Here is a 26,196-nt window from a genome sequence, read left to right on the forward strand (position 1 = left end):
ACTCTACATCTCATGCAAACTCGAAGGCAATTTATCCAGAAGGCAGGTTTAACCACATTAGCAGCTGTCAATTTACCTTTTGCAGAAAGTTTCTCAGGATCTGTTTTTTCGAAGGAAGATAAAATTCTTCGGGTAGCTATTATGGGCTTGGGCAGCTATGGAACTAGGGTTGCAGAGGCCATGCGAGATTGCAAGCGAGCTAAACTTGTTGGCGTGGTCAGTGGAACTCCCTCAAAAATTGAAAGTTGGAAAGAGAAATATGGGATTCCAGCAAAGAATTGCTACAACTATGAAAATTTTGATCAGATAAAGGATAACCCAGATATTGATGCAGTCTACGTTATTACTCCAAATTCACTTCATAAGCCCTATGCTATCCGAGTGGCTCAAGCAGGCAAGCATGTGATTTGTGAAAAGCCCATGGCATTAAATGCTGCTGAAGCAAAGGAAATGGTAGCGGCATGTAAAAGTGCAGGGGTTCATTTATTGGTTGGTTATCGGATGCATTTTGAGGCGAAGACCTTGGAAGTCGTACGAAGACAGCGGGCTGGTGAATTTGGGAAAACACTGTTTTTCCAAGGTTTAAGCGGATTTATTATTGGGGATCCCAATCAATGGAGGCTGAATAAGGAATTGGCAGGCGGTGGTTCTATGATGGATATTGGGATTTATTCTGTAAATGGGGCGCGGTATATGTTAGGGGAAGAACCTATTTGGGTCACTGCTCAGGAGGTGAAAACAGATCCCATTAAGTTTAAAGAAGGAGTAGATGAAACCATTACTTTTCAAATGGGCTTCCCTTCCGGTGCTGTGGCTTCTTGTCTTTCTACTTATTCACTCAATAATCTCGATAAATTTTTCTTAAACGGAACGAAAGGCTTTGCAGAGATGCAGCCTTCTACCGGTTATGGGCCTATTCAGGCATGGACCAACAAGGGTCCGATTGAAGCGGAACACATTACGCATCAAACTACTCAAATGGATGAAATGGCTCAAATTATTTTGGAGGGAAAAAAACCCATTATTCCGGTGGATGGAGCTGAAGGATTGCGGGATATGGTAATTATAGATGCGATTTATAAAGCAGTTCGAACAGGTGAAAAAGTAATGTTGGTCTAAACGATATGAAAGGGCGCTTTATTTGTTTTCATCAAGAATTAACTGCATAAAAACCAGTGTTAGCCACTTGTTAAATTTGAAAGCGACTTCTGGAATTCGCGCTACTTCCCGAAATCCCAGTCGCTCGTGAAAGCGAAAGCTCCCTGTATTTTCGGAGTCCATACCAGCAATCATTACATGGTATCCTTGAGATTTGGCTATTCCGATGAGTTGCTTCATTAGGTTTGTTCCTAATCCTTTTCCTTGTGCTTCAGCATTCAAATAAATGGTATGCTCAAGAGTACGGTTATAGCCGGGTTTGGCTCTAAATTTTCCATACGTCGCAAAGCCACAGACTTTTCCTTCCAAAGTTCCTACAAGTATAGGAAACCCACTTTGGAGTTTTTCCTGAAAATTATGCTGGACCTCCTCCAAAGTTTTTGGAAAATAGTCATAGTTGTGGGAGGTATTTTCTATGGAATCGTTGATGATAGCGAGGATAGGTTCGCAATCAGCGGTACTGAAATTTCGGATTTCTAAATTCATTCATTATTGAAATCGGTTGACAATCTTTTCGATACCGGGAAGGTAGGCAGTTCCAAATAAGTTGAGGTGAACCAACAAGGGATAGAGGTTGTAAACCCCCATTCGTGCTTCAAAGCCGGGCTTTAGTGGGAAAACGGATGAATAAGCATCGTAAAATTGGGAGTCAAAGCCTCCAAAAAGCCTACTGAAAGCAATATCCATTTCCCGGTGACCAAAATACACAGCCGGATCAATTAGGCAAGGTTGACCATCTTCATGAATTATTACATTGCCTGACCATAGATCTCCATGGACAAGTGAAGGTGCTTCTTCAGGAAATAAATCTTTTAGTTTGGGATATATTTCCTGGAATTTTTTGAGGAATTCCAAAGGAATGAGTCGGTCGAAATATGCTTTTCCAAGTAGCGGTTCTAGCCGTTGTTCAATAAAGAAATCAAGCCAATTAGTTGTATGAAGATTTTTTTGATAAAGAGAAGCGATAAAATTATCATGATCTAAACCGAAAAATTCTTGCTGAGTAAGGTGAAGATGGGCCAAGCCAATTCCTAGATTTTCCCAATAATTTGGAGCTTTTCTTCCTCCCTCAATAAATTCAGTAAGTAGGTAATTGTAATCCTCAATTCTTCCAAATCCAAAAACTTCTGGAACCTTTAAAAAGGTTGAATTTCGAAGTAAATCCAGACCCTGAGCTTCTCGGACAAGGATATCTTTTTCATGATCAAAATTCAATTTTAGGAAAAAGATGCCTTCGGAACTGCTGAGTTGAATTCCTTGATTATGATTTCCTGCAGCAATTAAATTGGCAGATTTAAACTCTGCCATGGGACCTAGGCTTTCAAAAAGTACTTGTTCGTAGATCCCGTTGAGGTCAAGCATAAATGCGATGACGTTCCTGGATCGTATTTAAAAAATGACCAATCGCTTCGTCGAGAATTTGGAAGATTTCATGAAAACCTTCTTCACCTCCATAATAAGGGTCTGGTACCGGTTGCCCTTGACTGCCTTCGACAAAATCACGAATCAGATATATTTCTTTTTCCCCGAAACCATATTTCGTTTTCATTTGATTAAGGTTTTGGAGGTTTTGCTGATCCATAGCCAAAATGTAATCGAATTCTCGAAAATCCACACGGTTCACTTGCCTACTTCGGTGGTTGATATCAATTTTATTGGACTGGGCACAGCGGATAGTTCGCTCATCAGGTAGTTCTCCAATGTGGTAGTCTGAAGTCCCAGCACTATCACTTTTGAAGTAAGGCTGAAGACCCAGATTTTTGACCTTATGGTTGAAAATTGCCTCAGCCAAAGGAGATCTGCAAATATTTCCCAGACAAACAAATAATACTTTAATCATTACAAAATTTCGATACGCTTTGAACTCGATAAAAACGGTAACTTTGAAAATAGAAATTTTTGAGCTGAATCAACAAAATGTGTATTCATTTTTTGAAAAAAATTGAGAATTGGGAGTTTGACCCTAATGGTAGCCTTGAGTTAAAGGGATAAAAGCTAATTTTAGCTATGGTTTGGTTCTACCACATTTTGCTTTGGATTATTGATGGCTTATTACCACTGGCTGCCCTTTTTTCTTCAAAGGTAAAAGCATTTTATATAGGCAGAAAGGGACTATTTGATAGCTTAATTCAATTTCGTGAAAACCATCCTGGCAATTTGGTTTGGTTTCATGTTGCCTCTTTAGGGGAGTTTGAGCAAGCCAAACCTCTTATTGAATTATGGAAAACCAAAGAGCCAGATACGGTGATTTTAGTGAGCTTCTTTTCACCTTCAGGATATATTCCCCTTGCAAGGAAAAAAGACGGGCAAGTAGATGCAATTACCTATTTGCCTTTAGACCGAAAGAAATATGCACGTCGGTTTTTGGATATCATCCAACCAAGCCAAGCCTTTTTTGTGAAGTATGATCTTTGGCATCAATTTTTGAGCGAAACCTCAAGACGTAAAATTCCTCTCTTTTTGATTTCGGCAAGTTTTAGAGAGGATCAGATATATTTTAGAAGAGCTGGGTTTTTCAGAAAGTCTCTTTTTTTCTTTGATCATATTTTTACTCAAAATGAAAAGAGCGGGTCATTATTAGCACAAATCGGCTATTCCAAATTTTCATGGGTAGGAGATACCCGATTTGATCGAGTGTGGGCAAGAGCTCAGGCTCCACAAAACTATCCCGAAATCAAAAAGTGGATTGAAAATAAAAAGGTTATCGTTTTAGGGTCAGTATGGGAAGAGGACATGGCCTTATTGATTCCCCTAATCAATGCTCACCCAGAATTTCGTTGGATCATAGCGCCACATAGTATGGATAAGAATCCTATGAAGGAATGGAAGGAGAAAATTACATTATCCACCCAATTTTTTACTGAGTGGAATCATGAGCAAGCGGCTTCCGTTCTGTTCGTGGATACCATTGGAATGTTAGCATCTCTTTATCAATATGCCTACATAGCTTATGTAGGAGGTGCCTTTGGAACTGGTCTACACAATATTTTAGAGCCCATCGGTTTTGGGGTTCCGGTAATATTTGGTAAAGTCCGAAAAGCTGGAAAATTTCCAGAAGCTGAGGAAGCGAGGGAACGTGGTTGTGGGTTTCAAGTTCAAAATTATGAGGAATTAGAAGCCTATTTTCGTCGTTTAGAGATCGAGGAATTTTATGGGGTTAGCCAAAAATCAGCGAGAGAATGGGTTCAGTCCAATCGTGGTGTCGCTCAAAAAATCTTCGATTTTACTACTAACTTGCGATGAAATGAAAGGCAGAGTAATTAAATCTACTGGGAGTTGGTATTCCGTTCGGGTCGACGAACAGATCATTCAGGCTAGATTAAAAGGCAAATTTAAGCAGGATGATTTGAAGCTGACCAATCCTATTTCGGTTGGAGATTGGGTGGAAATGGATGCTGAAGTTGGGCAACCAACAGCTGTCATTCGGGCTATTCTGCCAAGAGAAAATTATGTAATAAGGAAATCTACTCGGAAGCAACATTTTTCACATATCATCGCCAGCAATCTGGATCAAGCCATGCTGTTAATAACGATGGAGCAGCCCCGAACTTCCTTTGGGTTTATTGATCGGTTTTTGGTCAGTACAGAGAGTTTTAGGATTCCAGCAATACTCGTTGTCAATAAAATGGATTTGTATGGCGAGACTGAAAAGGGGAAGAAGTGGCTGAAGGATTTACATGAGATATATGAGCCTTTGGGATATTCCATCCTTGAAATTTCTGCTTCGGAAGATGAGGACCTTTCCGCTTCTTTCAGAGCTCTTTTAGAGGGGAAATCAACGTTGATTTCAGGACATTCCGGAGTTGGAAAGTCCACCTTGCTCAATAAACTGATCCCGAAAGCTTCTCAGCCTACTCAACAAGTTTCTAAATTCAGTAGCAAGGGGGTTCACACCACTACCTTCGCCGAGTTATTTGAATTGCCTTGGGGTGGGGATTTAATTGATACACCGGGAATTAAAGAATTTGGGATTTTGGATATTGAAGAAAATGAACTTTCGCATTATTTTCCTGAAATGCGTGCTTTTCTAGGTCAATGCAAATTTCATAATTGTCGGCATGTCAACGAACCGGGATGTATGGTGCGGCAAAAATTAGAGGAAGGTTTGATTCATCCTAGCCGGTATATGAGTTATTTGAATATTTTACATGAGGAAGATAGCCATCGATAGGATAGAATTTTGATGACAATCCAAATAGGCCTAATTTTCAAGAAGATTTATAACACATGAGCGAAGTTCTCAACGATAAGCAAATCCGAAAAAAAGTCACTCGAATGGCTTATGAGATTTATGAACGAAATCTCCAAACTGCAGGAGTTGTGTTTGCAGGGGTATCAGGTATGGGCTTGATCCTTTCCAACCTTCTTGCAAGTGAACTTAGAACGATTTCAGACCTTTCGGTTGAAGAACTGGAAGTGAAGCTAGATAAGTCTAATATATCCCAATCTAAGATTTCCCTTTCCCGAGAGCTAGATTTAAGTGGGAAAAGTTTAATTCTTGTCGATGATGTTCTCAATACAGGGCGGACAGTAGCGTATGCAATGAAGCCTTTTTTGGAGGAAGATATTAGTAAAATGGAATTGGCTGTTTTGGTAAATCGTGCTCATGGCCTTTTTCCGCTACGACCTGATTATACAGGTTATGAGCTTGCCACTACGCTTAATGAACATATTCAGGTAGACCTTTCAGGATCCCAATATTCAGTACACCTTCTTTAATTTTCTATGTCAGTTCACGCAAAGTCTCCGATAAAACGAGTGACCACCCATATCCTTCAGGAAATGAAAGATAGGGGAGAAAAGATTTCAATGTTGACTGCCTATGATTATTCCATGGCAAAAATTGTGGATCGAGCCGGAATTGATATTGTTTTGGTCGGTGATTCTGCCTCCAATGTCATGGCGGGTCACGAAACGACTTTGCCGATTACGTTGGATCAGATGATTTACCATGCGTCTTCTGTAGTCCGAGCAGTGGGGCGCGCATTTATTGTGGTTGACATTCCTTTCGGTCACTATCAGGGAAATAGTTCAGAGGCTTTACGGTCTGCTATTCGGATCATGAAAGAGTCAGGAGCCCATGCGGTAAAGGTTGAAGGTGGTTCAGAAATCAAAGAATCAGTAAGCAGGATTTTGAGTGCAGGGGTACCTGTTATGGGGCATTTGGGGCTCACTCCTCAATCTATTTATAAATTTGGGACCTATACGGTTCGAGCTAAAGAAGAGGCAGAAGCTCAAAAATTATTGGAGGATGCCAAGTTGCTTGAAGAATGCGGATGTTTCGCCATTGTACTTGAGAAAATCCCTGCATCCTTAGCCAAAAAAGTTGCAGAAAGTGTTCGAATCCCGGTGATTGGAATAGGTGCTGGTCCTGATGTCGATGGTCAAGTTTTGGTCATGCACGATATGCTGGGGATAACGCAAGAATTCAAACCCCGGTTTTTACGTCAATACGCAGATTTACAGTTTATTATGACGGATGCCTTTCAAAATTATATTAAGGACGTCAAGGAAAGAAAATTCCCGAATGAATCTGAAAGCTACTAATCGGTAGCTTTTTTTCTTTTTACACATTTACCTATCATAAAAAAAGCCATCTTTAAATAGATGGCTTTTAGATTTATACGTTTACGTGACGCTCGGCATGGTAAGAAGAGCGGACAAGCGGACCGGACTCTACATATTTCAACCCTCTCCTTAATCCCTCTTCACGGTAATGATCAAATAAATCTGGGTGAATAAATTCAGCTACCTCTATGTGCATTTTCGTAGGCTGTAAGTATTGGCCCAAAGTTAAAATATCGCAACCATGGGCGACGAGATCGTCCATAGCTTTGTAAACTTCCTCTTTGGTTTCTCCCAATCCCAGCATGATGCCGGTTTTAGTTCGTTTACCGTATTCTTTGGTAAGTTTGATCTGTTCTAGGGACCTTGCATATTTCGCCTGTGGGCGAACCCGTCGGTAAAGACTCTCAACAGTTTCCATGTTGTGAGAAACCACTTCTTGACCACCGCTAATCATTCTGTAAAGCGCATCCCAATTTGCTTTCACGTCCGGGATTAGAGTTTCGATGGTAGTTTCGGGTGATAATTCTTTTGTCTGAACGACCGTTTGATACCAAATTTCGGCACCCCGATCTTTCAACTCATCTCTATTTACCGAAGTTATTACAGCATGCTTCACCCCCATTAATTTAATGGCCTCTGCTACTCTGCGAGGTTCATCTTGATCATACTCAGGGGGTCTTCCAGTTGCTACTGCACAGAAGGAACAAGATCGGGTACAAACATTTCCTAAAATCATGAAAGTTGCCGTACCTGCTCCCCAGCATTCACCCATGTTTGGGCAATTACCGCTTTCGCAGATCGTATGAAGTTTATGTTGGTCTACGAGTTTGCGAACTTTAGCATATTCTTTACCCACTGGAAGTTTAACTCGGAGCCAATCTGGCTTTTTTCTTCGAGTAGCTTCTTCTGAAATTACGGGTAGTTCGATCATGTCATTAGAATTTTCAGGTCAAAATTAGGTCTATTTCTGGGAAAAACCAGCTGCTTATTTCCGGAACCCATAATAGAAGGTAAAATAGACAGACTGAAAAAGCTGTCTATTTTCTGTTGTCGGAATTAATGGTATTTCCTTCGTGAAACCTTCAATCATGTAACCAAGTTCCAAACCGGTCACATTACTTCGGAATACTCCAAATTCCAAATTTACAGCTGCTTTCACATTGGCTCCAATGGCTAATTCAGATTCTCCTAAACCTTCAAATAAGCGTCCAGTGCCCAGAATATTGAATCTGCTTTGATGAACCTCAGGATTGTATTGCTCACGTACTGTCTCCAAGCGATTAATCGCATACTCAATGTAGTAGGGGGCAATAAGCCCAAGGCTTGGACCAACAGCTGCTAAAGCAGAGACCTGAACTCCTTGATTCGGAGCCTTTTTAAAAAGGATCACTTCTCGTCCATATTGTGGGCGAATCGAATAGAGGTAATTGGATTTTCCGAAAATATAGCTGTTGCCAAGTACCGTGTTGTATCGTACCTCTTTAGGGTTTTTGACATTGGAAAGTTCTAAGGAAAAAAAACTGAATTGTTCATCAGTAATTCTGGTTCCAACTTTAAAAAATAATCCTCCGATTAGTCCTCCATTGGTGTTTTTATTCAAGCCGAAAACGTATTCCTTGTCATATTCGTAATTCCCGGCATCTTCCCGCTGGGCAAAGGCTTCCGACAAAAATAAAACGGAGCTGATTCCAACAAGCAATATTGTTTTTAGAAACTTCATATGAGGAAATATTAACCTATTTTTGGTTAAAGTATTAAACTGATTTTAAAAGTAAGAGTTTAGACTCGTGATAAAAAGAAGGTTAAATGAATTTTCGGGTTCAGCTAGCCAGATAAAAATAAACCCAAATATCAATGTGTTTTTTATTTACAAGCTTCAAAGAATGGAAGGCTTACTGTGAATCCCATAGTGAAAGTCTTGATGAATCCGTGATAGGATATGAGTGCGAACAAAAGGGAGCTACACCTGAAAAAGTTCATGAGGGACTTTTGCATGCTTATCAGGTCATGAAGGAGGCTGTGCATACAGGACTTGAAAAAGATATGAAGTCTCGCTCAGGGATGATTGATAATGGTGCAAAAAAAGTTTTTAATCATCCCTTGACGGTTTTGTCTCCAGAGTTCCAAAAGCTGATTTCTAGAGCTTTGGCAGCTAAGGAAGTTAATTCTTGTATGGGAAGGGTGGTAGCAGCACCAACCGCGGGAGCCTCAGGGATTTTACCAGGTACGATGGTGACCTTGCAGGAAATACATGAATTGACTGATGATCAAATTATCAAGGGCTTATTAGTTGGGGCAGGAATTGCCTTGATTATAGAGCAAAAGGCCAGTTTAGCAGGAGCTGTAGGAGGTTGTCAGGCAGAGACGGGTTCTGCTGCGGCGATGGCAGCGGGAGCGATTGTTTATTGTCTTGGAGGATCAGTTGATCAAGTTTTCAATGCGGTAGCAATTACCATTCAATGTATGCTTGGATTAGTTTGTGATCCAGTAGCAGGATTGGTTGAAGTTCCTTGCGTAGTTCGAAATGCCAGTGCTGCAAGTATTGCATTTAGCTCTGCTCAAATAGCTCTTGCCAGTGTCGATGCAGTAATTCCTGTAGATGAATGCATAGAGGCAATGGGTGAAATAGGTGCTTCTATGGAAAGTCGATACAAAGAGACTGCCCTGGGAGGATTGGCGGCAACACTTACAGGTCAAGAAATTTCAAATCGAGTTTTAATACAGGATATTGAGATTTTGCCTGATGAGGAGTTACCCGAATAGACTGTTCAAAAGTGGGATTTGAAGTAATTGGTCTATTGTCAAACTGAAAATAGTCGCCCAAAAAAGCGCACTCCAAAACATATGAAAATAGATTTTGCGTTTTTTACTTCCAAATGATACTAAAATCAGGGTACCTCCTATTGGAGTAAAAATCAGTGGAGTAAAAAACGCAATTCCTATTTCCCCGTATTTTTTCCAAATGCTTACGATCTTCCTATTCCTAGGGGTAAATACCGGTTTTTGCTTTCGAATTCGTAACAATAGTTTTTCCTTGAATTTTTTGCCGATAAGAGTAAAAATGAACACGCTCGACATCATGCTGGCTACGGTTACCAAGATGGTTGTACTGACTCCAAATCCAGCAGCTGGAGCAAGTACTGGTCCAGCAATGAACTTGAAATAACCTAAGAAATAGATTCCCAAAAGGCTAATAATCGATTCACTCATAGCAGGAAGAATAAGTAAGCGCAATAGGCAAACAATAAGATGGATCCCTCGAGTTTCGAAATCTGCATTTTAGTTCTCATTAGAGGAAATAATAATATGGTGATTCCGATCATCCACCAGAAGTCCACATTGATGAATGCATCAGCAACGGAAATAGGTTGAATGATTGCTGTCAATCCAATAATGGAAAGAATATTCATGATGTTACTTCCTAAAATATTTCCAAGGGCCATATCGGTTTCTTTTGCGATAGCAGCCATGACAGAGGTGATTAATTCAGGAAGACTTGTTCCTATTGCAATAATGGTTACACCGATGATTCGTTCAGGAACCCCATAGTTTCGTGAAATAAGGACAGCGTTTTCCACTAAAAGCTCTGAGCCAAAATAAAGGCCTACAATTCCAATAAGAAAAAGCCCCACAGCCATCCACCAAGACAGTTTTTTAACTTGCTCGATTTCCTCTTCTACTTCTTTGAATTGCTCAGCAGCTCCTTTTTTCTCTAGCCAAAAAAGGTAAAAATTAAAAATGATAAATAGGGTAAATAAAACAATCCCTTCCCATCGCTCAACGTTTCTATTCAAACTGACGAATAAAAAAAGAAGGGTGACAGCAAGTGTGATTAAATATTCAAATCGGATGAGTCTTCTACTGATTTTGATAGGATAAAAGATGCCACTTAGTCCTAATACCAGGCCAATGTTGGCAATATTTGATCCGACGACATTACCTATGGAAATGTCGCTATTTCCTTTAAGTGCAGCGTTGACACTTACGAGGAGCTCAGGTGCAGAAGTCCCAAAAGCAACTATTGTTAACCCAATTAACCCAGCACTCATTCCTAGTTTAACTGCAATTCCGGAAGCTCCATCTACCAGAAATTTCCCTCCTAATAAAAGGATGATTAACCCAAGAGCTAAAAGAAAATATGCAGACATAAAGATTATAATTTAGGACCAAAGGCTAGGTCTCCAGCATCTCCCAAACCTGGTAGGATGTAAGAATGCTCATTTAAACCATTGTCTACAGCTCCAATCCAAAATTGGTGAGGAATGGAAAGATTTTCTTGAATGTATTTTATCCCTTCCGGGGCTGCGACGGCACAAGCTATGTGGATTTTTTTTGGAGTCCCATTTTTTAAAAGACTTTGAATGGAGCTTATAAAAGATTTTCCTGTAGCCAACATTGGGTCCGCCAGGATTAGTGTTTTACCTTCAATTGATGGACTTGCACAATATCCTAGATGGATTTCTATTGATTCTTTGGATTCCTCTGATCGGAAAGCTCCGATAAAGCCATTTTCTGCTGAATCAAAAAATTCTAAAAATCCCTGATAGAAGGGGAGAGACGCCCTTAATACAGTGATTAACACAATTTTTTCGTCCAATCGAAGGGCGTTGGTTTTTATCAAAGGCGTTTGAATAGATTCAATTTTATAGTTGAGATTTTTGGAGATCTCATAAGCCAAAATTTCGCCAAGTCGTTTAAGATTTAATCGAAACCGCATCGCGTCTTTCTGGATATTTACATCCCTAAGTTCCGATAGAAATTGATTGGCAATGGAAGGTGTGTCGGCTAAAACAAACATAAGACGAATTTAATAGAAAAAACCCAGCTTTAGGAAAGGCTGGGTTTTTCAAATAGTAGGTTGGTTGATTATTTTATTTCAAAAGAAGTTCTCCTCGCAAGTTGTCGAGCATCTGGGGAATTTTTGTCAACACTTGTGTCCTCTCCGTAACCTTTATAGGTTAGCCTGCCAGCATCAATACCTGAGGCAATGAGTAAATCGTAAACAGCTTTTGCTCTTCGCTCTGAAAGTTTAATGTTGTAATCTTCAGACCCCAATTCATCAGCATAGCCTTTTATTTCTAGTGATGTTCCTGGGTTCTTTTTCAAGAAGTTTGAAACAAACTGTACAGCTGAAACAGAGAACTGAAGTGGCTTGGAAGAATCAAACGCGAAATAAACGTTCAAGTAATTATCATCAATTGCTTTTTGAAGATAATCTACAGGGTTTGCAATTTCTTCAATTGGGCAACCTCTATTAGAACTAGGTCCAGGTAGAAAAGGGCAGTTGTCTTCATGGTCTGGCAATCCATCGCTATCTGAATCTAAAGTTATACCAAAAGAGTTCACTCTGGCTTGAGCTGGAGTATTGGGTTCTTTGTCTAAATAATCAGGAATTCCATCTCCATCAGAGTCCTTCAACATATCCTTGATTTCACCAATTTGAGTTGCAAGCTCTTCTTTTGTTGCATACTTATCTGCGGCAATGTACCAGTCTGCATGCTCTTCTTGAGATCCTAAATAGAAGTTTAAGCCAATTGTTCCGGTCCACCATCCCCCAGGAGCGTGGACAAAAGGGTTTGCTGGAGGGTTTGGCTGAACGGAGGCATTATAGCTATTTCCGTCAAAGGTGTATGTCTGTCGACCGTTATGGATATAAGTAATATCTCCAGTTAAAGCTAAATGCTCTGTAAGCTTATACTGGGTAGTAATTCCTGAAATAATGTTATAAACGTAATCGGCTTCTTGATTGTAAATAGTTTGTTCATAACTCAATCTTCCAAATCCTGTCCCAAAATGTGCTAGCAAACCTAGTTTTCTTGAAAATTTTTCAAAATTTAGCATCCGACCTGCATTCATGACCATTTGGGCGTTCGCTCTTATATAGTTGGTTGTGAATTCAGGGCTTTCTCCGGCTACTTCATTGAATTTTCCGAAACCAAAATCCCCTTTTAATCCAAAATATTCATTGAACATGAATCTAGCTCCTAAATCAGCATGACCTATGTTGAGAGTAGGAGAGAAATATCCTGGGGTTAGAGGTCCCATAGATTTGTTGAAGCCTCCATTTACTTCTAACGACCATCGATTGAATTCTTTTTGAGCATAGGAGATTTGACTAATCCCTAATGCTAAAAAAGCAACAAAACAAAACTTTTTCATATGATGTAACTTGATTGAAAGGATGATGAATCAAAAGTATCGATTTTATTTTTATCCTAGTAGGAAGCAAAAAAAATCCCACTCATTGAGCGGGATTTAAATTTTTAAGAGCGAAGAATTTATTTCACTTCGAAAGAAGCTCTCCTTGCCATTTGTCTTGCATCGGCAGAATCCTTATCTACGCTTGTATCTTCACCATATCCTTTATAGGATAGTCTAGATGCATCTACACCAGCAGCCACCATCAAATCGTATACTGCCTTAGCTCTTCTTTCAGAGAGCTTGATGTTATAATCTTCTGGCCCTAACTCGTCAGCATATCCTTTGATTTCTACGCTAACACCAGGGTTTCTCTTCAAGAAGTTAGCAACATAGTTTGCAGCACTTACGGAGTATCCAAGTGGCTTAGCACTATCAAATGCATAGTAAACGTTAACATATCCATCATTGATAGCCTTCTTCAAGTAATCAACTTCTTCTCTTTCTTCTACTACAGGACATCCATTGGTAGAAGCAGGACCTGGCTGGAATGGACAGTTATCCATATGATCTGGGGTTCCGTCACCATCAGAATCAAGTGTAGTTCCAGTAGAATTAACTCTTGCTCCAGCTGGAGTATTTGGTTCTTTATCTAGGTAATCAGGAACACCGTCACCATCAGAATCCTTCAACATATCTTTAATACCGTTGATCTGAGAAGCTAGTTCTTCCTTAGTTGCATACTTGTCAGCAGCGATATACCAGTCTGCATGTTCTTCTTGAGACCCTAGGTAGAAGTTAAGTCCTAATGTACCAGTCCACCAAGTTCCGTTAGCTCCATAGAATCCGTTGTCTATAGAAGGTCTGATCGCTTGGGATCCATCCCAAGTAACAGTTTGACGACCATTCAAGATAGTAGAAATATCACCAACCAAAGCAATATTCTTGGAAAGCTTCAACTGTGGAGTAATACCAAATATCAAGGTATATACATTGTCGTCGAAATCATTGAAAGTATTCAATTCAGGATTTACAAGACCAATACCCGCACCACCATGCAATAGAAGACCAAATGAACGGCTGAATGATTCAAAATTCATTACTCTACCGATGTTGGCAACACCTTGTAGGTTTAGTCTAAAGTATTTAGTGTCAAATGCTGGACTTTGAGAATCAGAACCTCTTGCTTCACGCATGGAACCGAAACCATAGTCTAGCTTCATGCCAAACTTTTCATTAAACATGTAACGTGCACCGAACTCGATGTGTCCGAGATTAAGTGTAGGAGACAAGAATCCTCCTGCAATTGGAGCCATTGGTTTATTAAAACCTCCTCCAACTTCAAGCGACCATTTGTCGAATTCTTGGGCATTAGCTCCGAAAGCAAGCGCTCCGGCAACTAGAGATGAGAGTATTAGTTTTTTCATAACAAAAAATTTTTGTCCAAATTTTAAGTGTTTGATTGATGTGAGCACAAATTTATAAACTTTTAACTTACTGCAAATCTAGATGAATTATTTAATTGTCGATTAGACGATTAAAATTTTCCATCGCATTTTTTGAATTTTCTTCCAAAATCTAACATAATTAATGCCAGAATGAAAATTTTGTTTGATCTTTTAAAACAACAAAGCGTTTCCGGTGATGAAAGCGAGATATCCAAATTCCTTCTTTCATATATCCAAAAACGGAAGAAAACTTGGAAAGTTTGCCCAATAATCTATTCTGGGGATGATTTTCATGACTGTATTCTATTAAAGTTTGGAAAGCCATCGACTGCCTTGTTTGCCCATATGGATACGATCGGCTTTATGTCTCGGTATGAAAATCAATTGATTCCTGTCGGAGGGCCTGAATTTGTTGAAAATACCGTTTTGGTAGGGGAAGACAGTTTGGGCGAAATAAGAGCTAACTTGAAACTGGAGGAAGACCAATTATTTCATGATTTTCCTCGAGCAATTGATCGTGGAACTTATCTTTCATTTGAGCAAAACATTAGGATTGACGATCAATTCATCCAGGCTGCATATTTAGATAATCGTTTAGGGTTGTATACTGCGCTAAAAGTTTGTGAAACTTTGGAAGATGGTTGGGTGATTTTTTCAACCTATGAGGAACATGGGGGTGGAAGTATGCCATTCTTACTAAAATTTATTCAAGAAAACTATCCAATCCAGCAAGCCTTGGTAGCTGATATTACTTGGATTACAGATGGTATCCAACCTCATCATGGAGTGGTGATTTCCATGCGGGATAAATTTATTCCAAGACGCAAATTTTTAAAAAGATTGATTTCCTTAGTAAAAGAAAGTCAGATTCCTTTTCAATTGGAAGTGGAAGCATATGGAGGAAGCGATGGAAGAGAAGTGCAATTTTCTCCCTATGCTATTGATTGGTGTTTTGTAGGGGCTGCTGAAGAAAATGTTCACACCCCTGATGAAAAGGTTTCTCTTTTGGATCTTTCATACATGATTGACATGCACCGGTACCTTATGAAAAATCTTTAATTATGAACCAGATTATACATGATAAGGAATTTGAGTTGTTTATCTCCCAATCAGAAATTCAAAAACGGGTATCAGAACTAGGAAAACAGATTACTGAAGACTTTCAAGGTGAGAATCTGGTCTTGTTGGGGATTTTAAAGGGTTCATTTCTATTCTTAGGAGATCTATGCCGTCACATTGATCTACCGCTTGAAATTTCTTTTTTAAGAATTGCTTCCTATGAGGGAACCCAGACGACAGGAGAAGTAAAACAGATTGCTGGTTTTCATGATGATTTGTCAGGAAAGACGGTCATCATTGTAGAGGATATTGTGGATACCGGGATCAGTATGGATTACCTTTTGAGAGAAATTCAGAAATTTCATCCAAAGGCTGTTCGAATTGCGACATTTTTATTTAAGCCGGAAGCTTTTCGGTTTAATTACCACCTCGATTATGTCGGTTTTGAAATTCCGAATAAATTTGTCCTCGGTTACGGATTGGATTACAATGACCTCGGTCGCAATCTCCCGGAATTATACCAGTTAGTAGATTTTCAATCAAACAAAATAAAGATGCGGAACATCGTCTTATTTGGCCCTCCAGGTGCAGGCAAAGGCACCCAAAGTGAAAAACTTATCAAAAAGTATGGATTGACGCACCTTTCTACAGGGGATTTATTCCGGAAGCATTTGGGTGAAGGAACAGAGCTTGGAAAGTTAGCGCAGAAATATATGAATGAAGGTAGATTGGTTCCTGATGAAGTAGTAATTGGAATGGTAGAGGAGAAAATCGCCGAGACGGAAAACAGTCAAGGATTCATTTTTGACGGGTTTCCCAGAACTACTGCACAAGCTGAAGCGCTGGACAAAATGCTTGAAAGCCATAACATGGAAATTGCAGGAATGATCGCGCTGGATGTTCCTGAACCAGTTTTAAAAGAACGAATCAAGGAGCGGGGGAAAACCTCAGGTAGGGTAGATGATCAGGATGATCAGAAAATTCAAACTCGAATAAAAGTCTATCTGGACGAAACTTTGCCTGTCGCTTCCTACTACGAAAAACAAGGAAAGTTTACTAATATCTACGGAGTTGGGGAAATTGATGAAATCTTCAATGCGATCTGTGAGGTCGTAGATAGTTTTTAAGTCGCTGATTTTCCTTAATTTTGCACCAAAATGAGCTAAGCCTTAAGCTTAGCTTTTTTGTTTCTATGGCAGACTCAAATTTCATTGATTACGTAAAATTTTGTTCCCGCTCAGGTGCTGGAGGGTCAGGGTCCCTCCATTTCCGAAGGGAAAAACACGTTCCTAAAGGTGGGCCAGATGGGGGAGATGGAGGTCGAGGAGGACACATTATTCTTCGGGGTAATGCACAGCTTTGGACTTTGTTGCACCTTAAGTATAAAAAGCACGTCATTGCTGAAGCAGGTAAGCCTGGGGAGGGTGGAAGAAGAACGGGAGCAAACGGGAAGGATGTAATTTTGGAAGTGCCCTTAGGGACTGTCGCTAAGGATGCTGAGACTGGAGAGAAACGTTTTGAAATTACTGAGGATGGCCAAGAGGTTGTTTTGACGATGGGAGGACGTGGAGGATTGGGAAACCATCATTTTAAAACTTCGACCAATCAAGCCCCTCACTATGCCCAACCTGGAGAATCTGGTATTGAAGAGTGGATAATATTAGAATTAAAATTACTGGCTGATGTGGGATTGGTAGGATTTCCTAATGCTGGGAAATCTACACTTTTATCCGCCCTTTCCGCTGCCAAGCCAGAAATTGGGGACTATCCTTTCACCACTTTGGTTCCCAATCTAGGAGTGGTTAGCTATCGGGATGATCGATCTTTTGTGATGGCGGATATTCCTGGGATTATCGAAGGAGCCGCTGAAGGAAAAGGACTAGGGATCCGTTTTTTAAGACATATTGAAAGAAATTCGATTTTACTTTTTCTCATCCCGGCAGATGCAGAAAATATTACCAAAGAATATGAGATTTTATTGGGAGAGTTGGAAAAATATAATCCCGAACTCCTCGATAAAAAAAGACTTCTGGCGGTCTCCAAATCTGATTTATTGGATGAGGAATTAATGGAAGAAATGAAGCTTGAAGTTCCGAAAGGTATTCCCTATGTATTTATTTCTTCTGTGACACAATTCAACTTGGAGAAGTTAAAAGACATGATTTGGCAGGCCATTCAGGCAAATTAAGGTGTCAGATTGTCAGAAATATTCTGATGGCAAAAATATTGTAACGAAAGCCCAAGACCAGCTATTGAATAAGATCTATGAAAAATAAAAACGAAGAATTGCACGAAAAGGAAAACGAGGAGGTGCTTGATCAAATGGAGCAAAATCAAGAAACTGTTGAGAATTCAGAGGTAGATCAAGAGCAAGTCGATTCTGAAAAAGAGTCTGAGGATCCAATGGCTAAGCTTCAGAGTGAGCTAGCAGATGTCAAGGACAAATATCTACGTCTCTATTCTGATTTTGAGAATTTCAGAAAACGAAATGCAAAAGAACGTTTGGAATTGATCAAGACAGCTTCTGAGGATGTCCTTCGAGATTTATTGCCGGTAGTTGATGATTTTGAACGGGCATTCAAAGCGAGTGAAAACGAGGAGGATGCTCAAAAAGTCCGGGAAGGCAACCAGCTTATTTTCCACAAATTTGTCAAGATTTTGGAGTCCAAAGGACTAAAAGTGATGGAGGATTTGATTGGTAATCCTTTTGATGCTGATATGCAGGAAGCAATTACGCAAATCCCTGCTCCAAATGAAGAAATGAAGGGCAAAGTGATCGATGTGGTAGAAAAGGGCTACACCTTGGGTGATAAGGTGGTGCGCTACGCTAAGGTCGTAACTGGAGCATAAATTAGACATGGAAAAAAGAGACTATTACGAAGTATTAGGAGTCAGCAAATCCGCTACAGCCGATGAGATCAAAAAGGCTTATCGGAAATTGGCTATCCAATACCACCCTGATAAAAATCCCGATAATCCTGAAGCAGAGGAAAAATTCAAAGAAGCTGCTGAAGCTTATGAGGTTTTAAGTAACCCTGAAAAACGTCAACGTTATGACCAATTCGGCCATCAAGGGCTAGGTGGAAATGGTGGCTTCGGTGGCGGAGGTATGAACATGGAGGATATCTTCGCTCAATTCGGGGATATTTTTGGAGGAGGAGGTTTCAGTTCCTTCTTCGGTGGTGGCGGTGGAGGCCGTCGAACCAAGAAAGGAACGAATCTTCGTGTAAAGCTCAAGCTTAATTTGCAGGAAATTTCCAATGGTGTTGAAAAGAAAATCAAGGTAAAGCGTCATGTGGTCGCGCCAGGTGTTACTTTCAAATCCTGCTCAACTTGTCAAGGAACTGGACAGGTTAAGAAAGTAGTCAATACCATGTTGGGCCAGATGGTTTCTGCCAGTACCTGTGCAGTATGTGGCGGAAGCGGTCAAATTGTAGATAAAAAACCTGCAGAAGCTGATTCCAGAGGATTAATTGTAAAAGAAGAAGTAATCACCATCAATATTCCAGGTGGCGTAGCTGAAGGAATGCAATTGAGTATGTCTGGAAAGGGTAACGAAATCCCTGGAGGCATACCTGGAGATCTTTTAATAGTAATTGAAGAAATTGAAGACAAAAATCTTCAACGGGATGGCAACAATGTAGTCTATGATTTGTACATCTCATTTATCGAAGCAGCATTGGGTGCTTCGATAGAAGTTCCGACAATCGATGGGCGTGTCAAAATTAAAATTGATCCAGGAACCCAAAGCGGAAAAATGCTACGTTTGAAAGGAAAAGGAATCAAAGATATTAATGGTTATTCAAGAGGAGACCAGTTGATTATGGTCAATGTGTGGACCCCTACTCAGCTATCGAAAGAAGAACGACAAGCCCTCGAAGGCATGCGGGATTCTGTGAATTTCCAACCTGATCCGGGTAAATCAGAAAAATCCTTTTTTGATAAGATGAAAGAGTTCTTCTAAAAATCACGAGCCAGATACAATTCTGGCTTTTTTTATATTTTTAAAAACCTTTTCAGATATCAAGTCGTAACCTATCCGTATGCTGCAAAAATTCTGTCTGCTTCTTCTTGGCGTTTTCAGTGGGATAGGCATCAGTCAGGCACAATTGGTTAAAGAATTCCAGGCACCTGAAAAGGATGGTTTTGAAATCGTTCAGCTGGATTTTTCAACCTACAAGAGCACAACTCATCTGAAACGAATGCGAAACTCCGAACCCGTTTATATTCACGGTCATTTGGAGGAGGTAAATATTTTGCCTGTTTTTGAGCATAAAATTGAAAATCAAATTCTCTATACAAGCTTATCCCATAAAAATATAGAGTCTGATAACTTAGGAAGGAGTATTACTACGAAGCTTTTCTCGCCAGCAAAAGATGATTTTGGACATTCATGGGATGTGGGTTTGGCGTCAAATTACCTTTATCATCTTAATTTCAATTTAGGGATAGGGAATGCGGATTTTGACCTCGCCCAACTTCCAGTAGGGCAGTTGAAAGTGCACAGTGCGAGCGCAGACGTTTTGGTGTATTATGGGAGTCAAGAGCCTAATCAAATTCAAATGGACACGCTTTTAGTCACTTTGAATATGGGTACGGTAGAAATTCAAAATGCCAATTTTACCAATGCTAATCAGATGATATTTGAAGTAAACTATGGAAAAATCAATCTGAACTTTAGTGATGGGATGGCTTCATCTTGTCAGGTAATTGCAGCCGTCGGTGCAGGATCTCTTTATTTGAAATTGCCTTCGGACAATTATCCTGTAAAGATCAAAATGAAAACTACCCCCATGTGCAGAACCTCTATGCCTTCCTATTTAAAATCCTTGGATAAGGAAACTTTTGTAACCAAGGGCTATTCACCTGATGACCCAAAACTCCTTAATTTGACCATTGATGTGGGGGTTGGATCGTTAAAAGTGGAATAAACTACATGCTTGAAATTGAGAAATTAAATAAATCCTATGGGCCCAATCGGGCACTAACGGATGTTGATCTTTTTGTCCCAAAAGGAGTGATTTTTGGATTACTGGGGCCAAATGGAGCCGGAAAATCAACTTTGATTCGAATTATCAATCAAATTATTGATGCAGATTCGGGCTTAATTCGAATAGAAGGAAAAAACCTTTCCCCTTCGCACATTTCGCAAATAGGCTACCTGCCCGAAGAACGAGGCCTCTATAAGAAAATGAAGGTCTGGGATCAGATGTTGTATTTTGCCCGACTCAAAGGGCTTAGCCAATCTGAAGCAAAAAAGCGAATTTCTTATTGGCTGGAAAAAATGGATATGATTTCCTGGCGAGAGAAGAAGGTAGAAGATTTGTCCAAGGGGATGGCGCAAAAAGTGCAGTTTATTTCTACGATTCTCCACGAACCAGCCCTGCTTATATTGGATGAGCCTTTTTCTGGATTTGATCCTGTCAATGCGGAAATTATCAAGGATCAGATTATTGAGTTAAAGAAAAAAGGGATTACGGTTATTCTAAGTACCCATCGGATGGAATCGGTGGAATTACTTTGTGATCAAGTGGCGATGATCAATAAATCACGAAAAATTCTAGATGGTACTATCAAGGAAGTAAAGAAAAGTTATCGTCCAGACATATTTCATATTACAATGGAACAGCTTCAGGTTCCGCTTCCTGCCAATTGGAATGCCTCTGAGGAAGATGGGCAATGGCACTTTTCATTATCTCTTGCTGCGAAAACGCCAAATGAATTATTGACTGAACTGATGACTTATGGTCAGGTTTCTAGATTCCAGGAGCAGGTTCCAAGTATGGAAGAGATTTTTATTCACCAGGTAAAATCCAGCGCACATGAATAAAATTTGGCTGGTCATCCAGCGGGAATATCTTTCGAGGGTAAAAAAGAAGTCATTTCTTTTAGCGACACTTTTGACTCCATTAATTTTTCCGGCCATCATGGCAATTTTCGTTTGGATTGCGGTGGAGGAAAAAGAGAATCAAGCACTGCGAATTATTGAGGTGGTGGATGAAAACAACTTGTTTTTCCTTGAAAGCTCAGAACAATATGCTTTTTCCTTTTCAAGCCGAAGTGTGGAGGAAGCCAAGGATTTAGTGAAGGATGGAGATCGCTATGGGTTTTTATACATACCAAAAATAAGCCTTGAAAGCCCGGATGGAATCACTTACTATGGAGAAGAAAATCCCAACATGAATCTGATCTCCTATTTGGAGAATAATCTCAAAAAGAAAATCGAAGACCAGCGATTGTATGAATCAGGGGTTGATCCTGAAATTTTATCAAAAATCAGAACATCGGTGGATGTCAAGGCCATTACCTTGGATGAAACCGGAGGAGAGCGTGTTTCCGATGCCACCGTAAATTACGCTATTGGATTTGTAGCGGGTATTCTGATTTACATGTTCATTTTTATTTATGGTAACCAAATCATGCAGGGGGTAATTGAAGAGAAATCCAGCCGAATCGTCGAGATTTTGGTTTCTTCACTAAGGCCCTTTCAGTTGATGATGGGAAAAATCGTAGGGATTGCCGCTGTAGGTTTGACACAGCTTTTGATATGGATAGTGCTTATTGGTACGTTAACAACTTTAGTGACTGGCATTTTGGGCATGCAAATGCCCCAGCAACAAGCCATGGAGCTAGCGCAAGGTGAAATGACTCAAGCTATCCCAGATAGTGAAATGGGAGAGGTTTTAGCGGTAATCAATGGAATTGATTTTGTGGCCTTGGTTTCCTCTTTCGTCTTTTACTTTTTGGGAGGTTATTTGTTATATGGGGCTTTATTTGCAGGGATTGGTTCTGCAGTAGAGGCACCTTCCGACGCGCAACAATTTATGCTTCCAGTAACTATTCCGCTTATTGTAGCCTATATGGGCTTATTCGTATTCGTTTTACAGGACCCGAATAGTACGACTTCTTTTTGGCTATCCATTATTCCCTTTACTTCTCCAATAGCCATGATGGGAAGAATCAGTTATGGAGTTCCTTTTTGGGAATTAGGATTATCCATGGGCCTATTGATTTTGGGGTTTTTGGGGACGACTTGGCTAGCAGCAAAAATTTACCGCATCGGCATCCTGATGCATGGAACAAAGCCAAGTTATAAGACCCTTTGGCGATGGGTTAAAAGTAGTTACTAAAAAATAAAGCCGGATCAATTTGACCCGGCTTTGTCATTTTATCTCAAATAAGCTGATAGCATCCAGACTATCTTTTCTTTTGCTGTAATGTAATCACTCATCAGTGTTACTGTACCTTCATCTCCTTGTTCAGAAGCGGCTTCTAGGGCTTCCCGTTCCAAATCCAACAGCGTATTGATGTTGTCTCTGGTGATGGAAACCATTTCTTTGGAATCGTGTACTTCTTTCGCTTCTTGGATGGAAGAGTTTTCGATGTATTCTCCATAAGAAGAGAAAGGTCTACCACCCAAGGTTAAGATTCGTTCTGCTACTTCGTCTACGCTTTCATTGGCAGTTGTGTATAATTCTTCAAATTTCGCATGTAATTCAAAGAAGTTTGGTCCACTGACATTCCAATGGAAGTTTCGAAGGTTTTGATAGTAAACCTGATAATTTGCTAAAAGCTTATTGAGTTTTTCTACCAATACTAAAGTGTCTTTTACTTCTAATCCTATATCGTTCGTTTTCATGATTTTATAATCGTTTTTGTGTTTCAATTAATAGTATAAATTTACTAAAAATAACCTTCGAATGCCAACTGAAAATATCAATCCCTATCAGATACTATCTATCATTTTAAGGAGTTAAATAGGGAAAGGCATCTGAAAAAATCTTCATGAAAAACCGCTTTCAGGATTTAACTTCTATTGATTTTTACCAAAATCGGCGACAGGTCAAATGGCTTGTTATCATTTTGTCCATACTCATTGGGGCGGGATCCATTTGGTATACCAATCAATTAGTGGAAGAACTCAAAACTCGGGAGAGAAGACAAATTGAATTGCTTTCCAGTGCACTGGAATATGCGGCTAGCAATGCAGATAATTTATCCTTTATCAACCAGGAAATCATTCAGCAAAACTATTCCATTCCCATTATCATGGTGGATGCATCTGGAAATCCCCTGGAGTTCCGGAATATCCGATTTCGAAAAAATGCTACTGCCCAGGATTCTACAAAAACCCTGGCCGAAGAGTTGGAGGAAATGAAGTCTGAGTACGAGCCCATTTTGCTTCGGGAAGCTGATATTCAGATCTTTTACCGCAATTCGGAGCTATTGACCAATCTCCGCTATTATCCCTATGTGCAGTTGGCAGTTATTTTGATTTTTGGAGTGCTGGCCTATGCGCTTTTCAACCAAAGCAAAATTGCCGAGCAAAATCGTGTTTGGGCTGGATTGACAAAAGAAACTGCCCATCAGCTGGGAACACCTATTGCTTCCTTGATGGCTTGGATTGATTACCTGCGAAATTCTCCAGTATGGGAAGAAAACAAGGAAATCATCCAAGAAATGGATAAGGATGTAGTGAAGTTGCGCATGGTGACGGAGCGGTTCAGCAGCATCGGTAGCAAGCCAGTCATTCAATCTGAAAACCTCTATCAGGCAATCGAAGAAACGATCAATTACCTGCGTCCTAGAATTTCTACCAAAGTCGATCTACACATCAATGCGGATTCGCAGGATTTGGAGGCGATGATGAATAAGCCCCTTTTTGAATGGGTTATCGAAAATATCTGCAAAAATGCTGTGGATGCGATGAAAGGGAAGGGTACCATCACCATTGATATTATTCAGGACTCCGACAAATTCGTGATCGTTGATATCACGGATACAGGCAAGGGAATTGAAAAACGAAATTTTAAGAAAGTTTTCAATCCAGGTTTTTCCACCAGACAAAGAGGATGGGGGCTGGGATTGACCTTAGCAAAGCGTATCATCGAGGGTTATCATGGTGGACGAATTTTTGTTAAATCGTCGGAAATCGGGATCGGCACTACCTTTCGCATTATCCTTCATAGCACCATTGAGGGAGCTGAGCAGTTTGTAACGGAAGGAATTTTGGAATATTAGGAAAATACGAGGTGCGAAATACGTAGTACCTGTTTTTTTAAAGTGTTCAAGCTAACTCCAAATTTGTTGGATATGGCTAATTACATTATAGGGTTTTGTAATTCGCACTTCGTATTTCGTATTTACAAAATGCCATTGAGGCATTTTTGATTACCTTTGCCCCCTGAATTTTACTACCCATGAGTTTGACTGAGGAAATCAAAAAACGCCGAACCTTTGCCATTATCGCCCACCCCGATGCTGGAAAAACCACCCTTACTGAAAAGTTGCTTCTTTTCGGAGGAGCCATTCAGACGGCAGGTGCTGTAAAATCCAACAAAATCGATACAGCAACCAAGTCCGATTGGATGGAAATCGAGAAGCAACGAGGAATCTCTGTGGCGACCTCAGTCATGGGTTTTGAATACAAGGGGATAAAAATTAACCTTTTGGACACACCAGGTCACCAGGATTTCGCGGAAGATACCTACCGAACTTTGACCGCGGTGGATTCAGTAATCATGGTCATTGACTGTGTGAAAGGGGTGGAGATTCAGACTGAAAAACTCATGGAAGTTTGCCGCATGCGGAATACTCCTGTGATCTGTTTTATTAATAAACTAGACCGAGAGGGAAGAGATCCTTACGATTTGCTTGATGAGGTAGAGGAAAAGCTCAATATCCAAGTTCGACCACTTTCTTGGCCGATTGGAATGGGAAAAAGCTTTAAAGGGGTTTACAATTTGTATGACCAAAAACTAAATCTGTTTACCCCATCCCAGCGGAAGTTGAGTGATGATCGAAAGATTTTCGAAAATCTAGAAGATTCCGAACTGGATCAATTAATTGGACAGAATCCTGCAGATCAGCTGCGGGAAGATGTGGAACTGATTGAGGGTGTTTATCCGGAGTTTGATGTTTCAGAATATTTGGATGGGAAAGTTGCACCAGTCTTCTTCGGGTCTGCCGTTAATAATTTCGGTGTCAATGAGATGCTGGATACCTTTATTCAGATTGCTCCTGCTCCCAAGAGCCGAATGACAGATGTGAGGGAAGTAAAGCCCGATGAATCTAAATTTTCCGGCTTTGTATTTAAAATCCACGCCAACATGGATCCCAACCACCGGAACCGAATTGCCTTTTTACGGATCTGTTCGGGGAAATTTGAGCGAAATAAACCTTATAACCATGTAGGTGGGGCGAAGCCACTACGCTTTTCAAATGTGACCCAATTTATGGCCCAAGATAAGGAAATCATCGACGAGGCATTTCCGGGGGATATTATTGGTTTGTATGATACGGGAAATCTGAAAATCGGTGATACCCTGACAGATGGAGAAAACATGGTTTTCACAGGAATTCCGAGTTTCTCGCCAGAGATTTTCCGGGAAGTCGTCAACAAGGACGCAATGAAGACCAAACAGCTTGAAAAAGGTCTTAAGCAACTGATGGAAGAAGGGGTGGCGCAGTTGTTTACTTTCGATATGGGATCCCGAAAAGTGGTTGGTACTGTTGGTCAGCTTCAGTTTGAAGTGATTCAATTCCGATTGAAAAACGAATACAACGCCACGGTTGAATTCCACCCGATGAATCTATACAAAGCCTGCTGGATCAGCAGCAAGGACAAGAAGCAACTCGATGAATTTGTACGCTCCAAGAACCGTCATATCGCATATGATAAGGATGGCAAATTGGTCTTTATGGCCGAATCCAAAGCCTGGTTACAAATGGTGCAGGACAATTACCCCGAGATTGAGTTTCACTTTACTTCGGAGTTTTAGAGCTATCAACCCTCCAAAGGTTTCAAACCCTTGGAGGGTTTGTT

The 26,196-nt window shown here is 40.2% G+C and carries 27 protein-coding genes and 1 pseudogene; 17 read left to right on the forward strand and 11 right to left on the reverse strand.

Going from position 1 to position 26,196, the window contains the following annotated elements; genetic code table 11:
- Positions 1 to 12 precede the first annotated feature (12 nt).
- Entirely contained in the window at positions 13 to 1,119 is a 1,107-nt protein-coding gene (locus HWE15_RS11615; protein ID WP_290507703.1) for a Gfo/Idh/MocA family oxidoreductase, read from the forward strand.
- An 18-nt stretch (positions 1,120 to 1,137) separates the two neighbouring features.
- Here HWE15_RS11615 and HWE15_RS11620 read toward each other — a convergent pair whose 3' ends face one another.
- From HWE15_RS11620 to HWE15_RS11630, 3 genes are read right to left on the reverse strand one after another with little or no spacing between them, the layout of a single operon-like run.
- Positions 1,138 to 1,644, reverse strand: a complete 507-nt coding sequence (locus tag HWE15_RS11620) for a GNAT family N-acetyltransferase (RefSeq protein WP_290507704.1) — start codon at positions 1,642 to 1,644, stop codon at positions 1,138 to 1,140.
- Positions 1,645 to 1,647: 3 nt separating this feature from the next.
- The gene (locus tag HWE15_RS11625) at positions 1,648 to 2,520 is read right to left on the reverse strand and encodes a fructosamine kinase family protein (RefSeq protein WP_290507705.1); all 873 of its coding nucleotides are present in this window, start codon (positions 2,518 to 2,520) and stop codon (positions 1,648 to 1,650) included.
- Entirely contained in the window at positions 2,513 to 2,998 is a 486-nt protein-coding gene (locus HWE15_RS11630; protein WP_290507706.1) for a low molecular weight protein-tyrosine-phosphatase, read from the reverse strand. The genes HWE15_RS11625 and HWE15_RS11630 overlap by 8 nt, the downstream gene beginning before the upstream one ends.
- 167 nt (positions 2,999 to 3,165) lie before the next feature.
- Here HWE15_RS11630 and HWE15_RS11635 point away from each other — a divergent pair, with 167 nt between their 5' ends.
- From HWE15_RS11635 to panB, 4 genes are read left to right on the forward strand one after another with little or no spacing between them, the layout of a single operon-like run.
- Complete coding sequence (locus HWE15_RS11635; RefSeq protein WP_290507707.1) at positions 3,166 to 4,401, forward strand: glycosyltransferase N-terminal domain-containing protein; 1,236 nt, start codon at positions 3,166 to 3,168, stop codon at positions 4,399 to 4,401.
- Between the two features lies 1 nt (position 4,402).
- Positions 4,403 to 5,329, forward strand: coding sequence for a ribosome small subunit-dependent GTPase A (gene rsgA / locus HWE15_RS11640; RefSeq protein WP_290507708.1), 927 nt, complete (start codon positions 4,403 to 4,405; stop codon positions 5,327 to 5,329).
- A gap of 56 nt (positions 5,330 to 5,385) precedes the next feature.
- Entirely contained in the window at positions 5,386 to 5,877 is a 492-nt protein-coding gene (locus HWE15_RS11645) for a phosphoribosyltransferase family protein (RefSeq protein WP_290507709.1), read from the forward strand.
- A 6-nt stretch (positions 5,878 to 5,883) separates the two neighbouring features.
- Positions 5,884 to 6,705: a 3-methyl-2-oxobutanoate hydroxymethyltransferase gene (panB, locus tag HWE15_RS11650; RefSeq protein WP_290507710.1), complete on the forward strand. Its 822-nt coding sequence runs from the start codon at positions 5,884 to 5,886 to the stop codon at positions 6,703 to 6,705.
- Positions 6,706 to 6,778: 73 nt separating this feature from the next.
- Here the strand turns inward: panB and lipA are convergent, their stop codons facing one another.
- Positions 6,779 to 7,657, reverse strand: coding sequence for a lipoyl synthase (gene lipA, locus HWE15_RS11655; protein WP_290507711.1), 879 nt, complete (start codon positions 7,655 to 7,657; stop codon positions 6,779 to 6,781).
- 54 nt (positions 7,658 to 7,711) lie between these two features.
- Complete coding sequence (locus tag HWE15_RS11660) at positions 7,712 to 8,446, reverse strand: hypothetical protein (RefSeq protein ID WP_290507712.1); 735 nt, start codon at positions 8,444 to 8,446, stop codon at positions 7,712 to 7,714.
- A gap of 134 nt (positions 8,447 to 8,580) precedes the next feature.
- On the opposite strand from HWE15_RS11660, the gene sdaAA reads away from it, so the two are divergent.
- Positions 8,581 to 9,489 carry an L-serine ammonia-lyase, iron-sulfur-dependent, subunit alpha gene (sdaAA, locus tag HWE15_RS11665; RefSeq protein ID WP_290507713.1) on the forward strand — a complete coding sequence of 303 codons (909 nt, stop codon included), beginning with the start codon at positions 8,581 to 8,583 and terminating at the stop codon, positions 9,487 to 9,489.
- Here the strand turns inward: sdaAA and HWE15_RS11670 are convergent.
- The 5 genes from HWE15_RS11670 to HWE15_RS11690 form a co-directional block, all read right to left on the reverse strand.
- Positions 9,478 to 9,936: a hypothetical protein gene (locus tag HWE15_RS11670; protein ID WP_290507714.1), complete on the reverse strand. Its 459-nt coding sequence runs from the start codon at positions 9,934 to 9,936 to the stop codon at positions 9,478 to 9,480. The two genes, sdaAA and HWE15_RS11670, sit on opposite strands and share 12 nt — an antisense overlap.
- Positions 9,933 to 10,874, reverse strand: a complete 942-nt coding sequence (locus HWE15_RS11675) for a calcium/sodium antiporter (protein WP_290507715.1) — start codon at positions 10,872 to 10,874, stop codon at positions 9,933 to 9,935. The genes HWE15_RS11670 and HWE15_RS11675 overlap by 4 nt, the downstream gene beginning before the upstream one ends.
- 5 nt (positions 10,875 to 10,879) lie before the next feature.
- Positions 10,880 to 11,524, reverse strand: coding sequence for a uracil phosphoribosyltransferase (gene upp, locus HWE15_RS11680; protein ID WP_290507716.1), 645 nt, complete (start codon positions 11,522 to 11,524; stop codon positions 10,880 to 10,882).
- A gap of 68 nt (positions 11,525 to 11,592) precedes the next feature.
- Positions 11,593 to 12,885 (reverse strand): OmpA family protein, encoded by a 1,293-nt coding sequence (locus tag HWE15_RS11685; protein ID WP_290507717.1) that lies wholly within the window; start codon positions 12,883 to 12,885, stop codon positions 11,593 to 11,595.
- Positions 12,886 to 13,004: 119 nt separating this feature from the next.
- Positions 13,005 to 14,291: an OmpA family protein gene (locus HWE15_RS11690; RefSeq protein WP_290507718.1), complete on the reverse strand. Its 1,287-nt coding sequence runs from the start codon at positions 14,289 to 14,291 to the stop codon at positions 13,005 to 13,007.
- A gap of 171 nt (positions 14,292 to 14,462) precedes the next feature.
- On the opposite strand from HWE15_RS11690, the gene HWE15_RS11695 reads away from it, so the two are divergent.
- From HWE15_RS11695 to HWE15_RS11735, 9 genes and pseudogenes are all read left to right on the forward strand, one after another.
- Positions 14,463 to 15,371: an aminopeptidase gene (locus tag HWE15_RS11695; RefSeq protein ID WP_290507719.1), complete on the forward strand. Its 909-nt coding sequence runs from the start codon at positions 14,463 to 14,465 to the stop codon at positions 15,369 to 15,371.
- Positions 15,372 to 15,373: 2 nt separating this feature from the next.
- Positions 15,374 to 15,883, forward strand: a pseudogene (gene hpt / locus HWE15_RS11700) (hypoxanthine phosphoribosyltransferase); the annotation flags it as partial.
- A gap of 42 nt (positions 15,884 to 15,925) precedes the next feature.
- On the forward strand, positions 15,926 to 16,498 hold the full coding sequence (locus tag HWE15_RS11705) for an adenylate kinase (protein WP_290507787.1): 573 nt from the start codon (positions 15,926 to 15,928) through the stop codon (positions 16,496 to 16,498).
- A gap of 65 nt (positions 16,499 to 16,563) precedes the next feature.
- Complete coding sequence (gene obgE / locus HWE15_RS11710; protein ID WP_290507720.1) at positions 16,564 to 17,559, forward strand: GTPase ObgE; 996 nt, start codon at positions 16,564 to 16,566, stop codon at positions 17,557 to 17,559.
- Positions 17,560 to 17,636: 77 nt separating this feature from the next.
- The gene (locus tag HWE15_RS11715; protein WP_290507721.1) at positions 17,637 to 18,221 is read left to right on the forward strand and encodes a nucleotide exchange factor GrpE; all 585 of its coding nucleotides are present in this window, start codon (positions 17,637 to 17,639) and stop codon (positions 18,219 to 18,221) included.
- Between the two features lie 7 nt (positions 18,222 to 18,228).
- Entirely contained in the window at positions 18,229 to 19,335 is a 1,107-nt protein-coding gene (gene dnaJ / locus HWE15_RS11720) for a molecular chaperone DnaJ (protein WP_290507722.1), read from the forward strand.
- A 79-nt stretch (positions 19,336 to 19,414) separates the two neighbouring features.
- Entirely contained in the window at positions 19,415 to 20,302 is an 888-nt protein-coding gene (locus HWE15_RS11725) for a hypothetical protein (RefSeq protein WP_290507723.1), read from the forward strand.
- A gap of 5 nt (positions 20,303 to 20,307) precedes the next feature.
- Positions 20,308 to 21,201 carry an ABC transporter ATP-binding protein gene (locus HWE15_RS11730; protein ID WP_290507724.1) on the forward strand — a complete coding sequence of 298 codons (894 nt, stop codon included), beginning with the start codon at positions 20,308 to 20,310 and terminating at the stop codon, positions 21,199 to 21,201.
- A complete protein-coding gene (locus HWE15_RS11735) occupies positions 21,194 to 22,501 on the forward strand; it encodes an ABC transporter permease (RefSeq protein ID WP_290507725.1) in 1,308 nt (435 codons plus the stop codon). The genes HWE15_RS11730 and HWE15_RS11735 overlap by 8 nt, the downstream gene beginning before the upstream one ends.
- A 38-nt stretch (positions 22,502 to 22,539) precedes the next feature.
- Here the strand turns inward: HWE15_RS11735 and HWE15_RS11740 are convergent, their stop codons facing one another.
- Complete coding sequence (locus HWE15_RS11740) at positions 22,540 to 23,010, reverse strand: DNA starvation/stationary phase protection protein (protein WP_290507726.1); 471 nt, start codon at positions 23,008 to 23,010, stop codon at positions 22,540 to 22,542.
- A 146-nt stretch (positions 23,011 to 23,156) separates the two neighbouring features.
- Here HWE15_RS11740 and HWE15_RS11745 point away from each other — a divergent pair, with 146 nt between their 5' ends.
- Together HWE15_RS11745 and HWE15_RS11750 are read left to right on the forward strand one after the other, a co-directional pair.
- Positions 23,157 to 24,392: an ATP-binding protein gene (locus tag HWE15_RS11745; protein ID WP_290507727.1), complete on the forward strand. Its 1,236-nt coding sequence runs from the start codon at positions 23,157 to 23,159 to the stop codon at positions 24,390 to 24,392.
- 179 nt (positions 24,393 to 24,571) lie between these two features.
- Positions 24,572 to 26,152 carry a peptide chain release factor 3 gene (locus HWE15_RS11750; protein WP_290507728.1) on the forward strand — a complete coding sequence of 527 codons (1,581 nt, stop codon included), beginning with the start codon at positions 24,572 to 24,574 and terminating at the stop codon, positions 26,150 to 26,152.
- Positions 26,153 to 26,196 lie beyond the last annotated feature (44 nt).

The organism is Algoriphagus sp., from assembly GCF_013373065.1.
Taxonomy (GTDB): domain Bacteria; phylum Bacteroidota; class Bacteroidia; order Cytophagales; family Cyclobacteriaceae; genus Algoriphagus.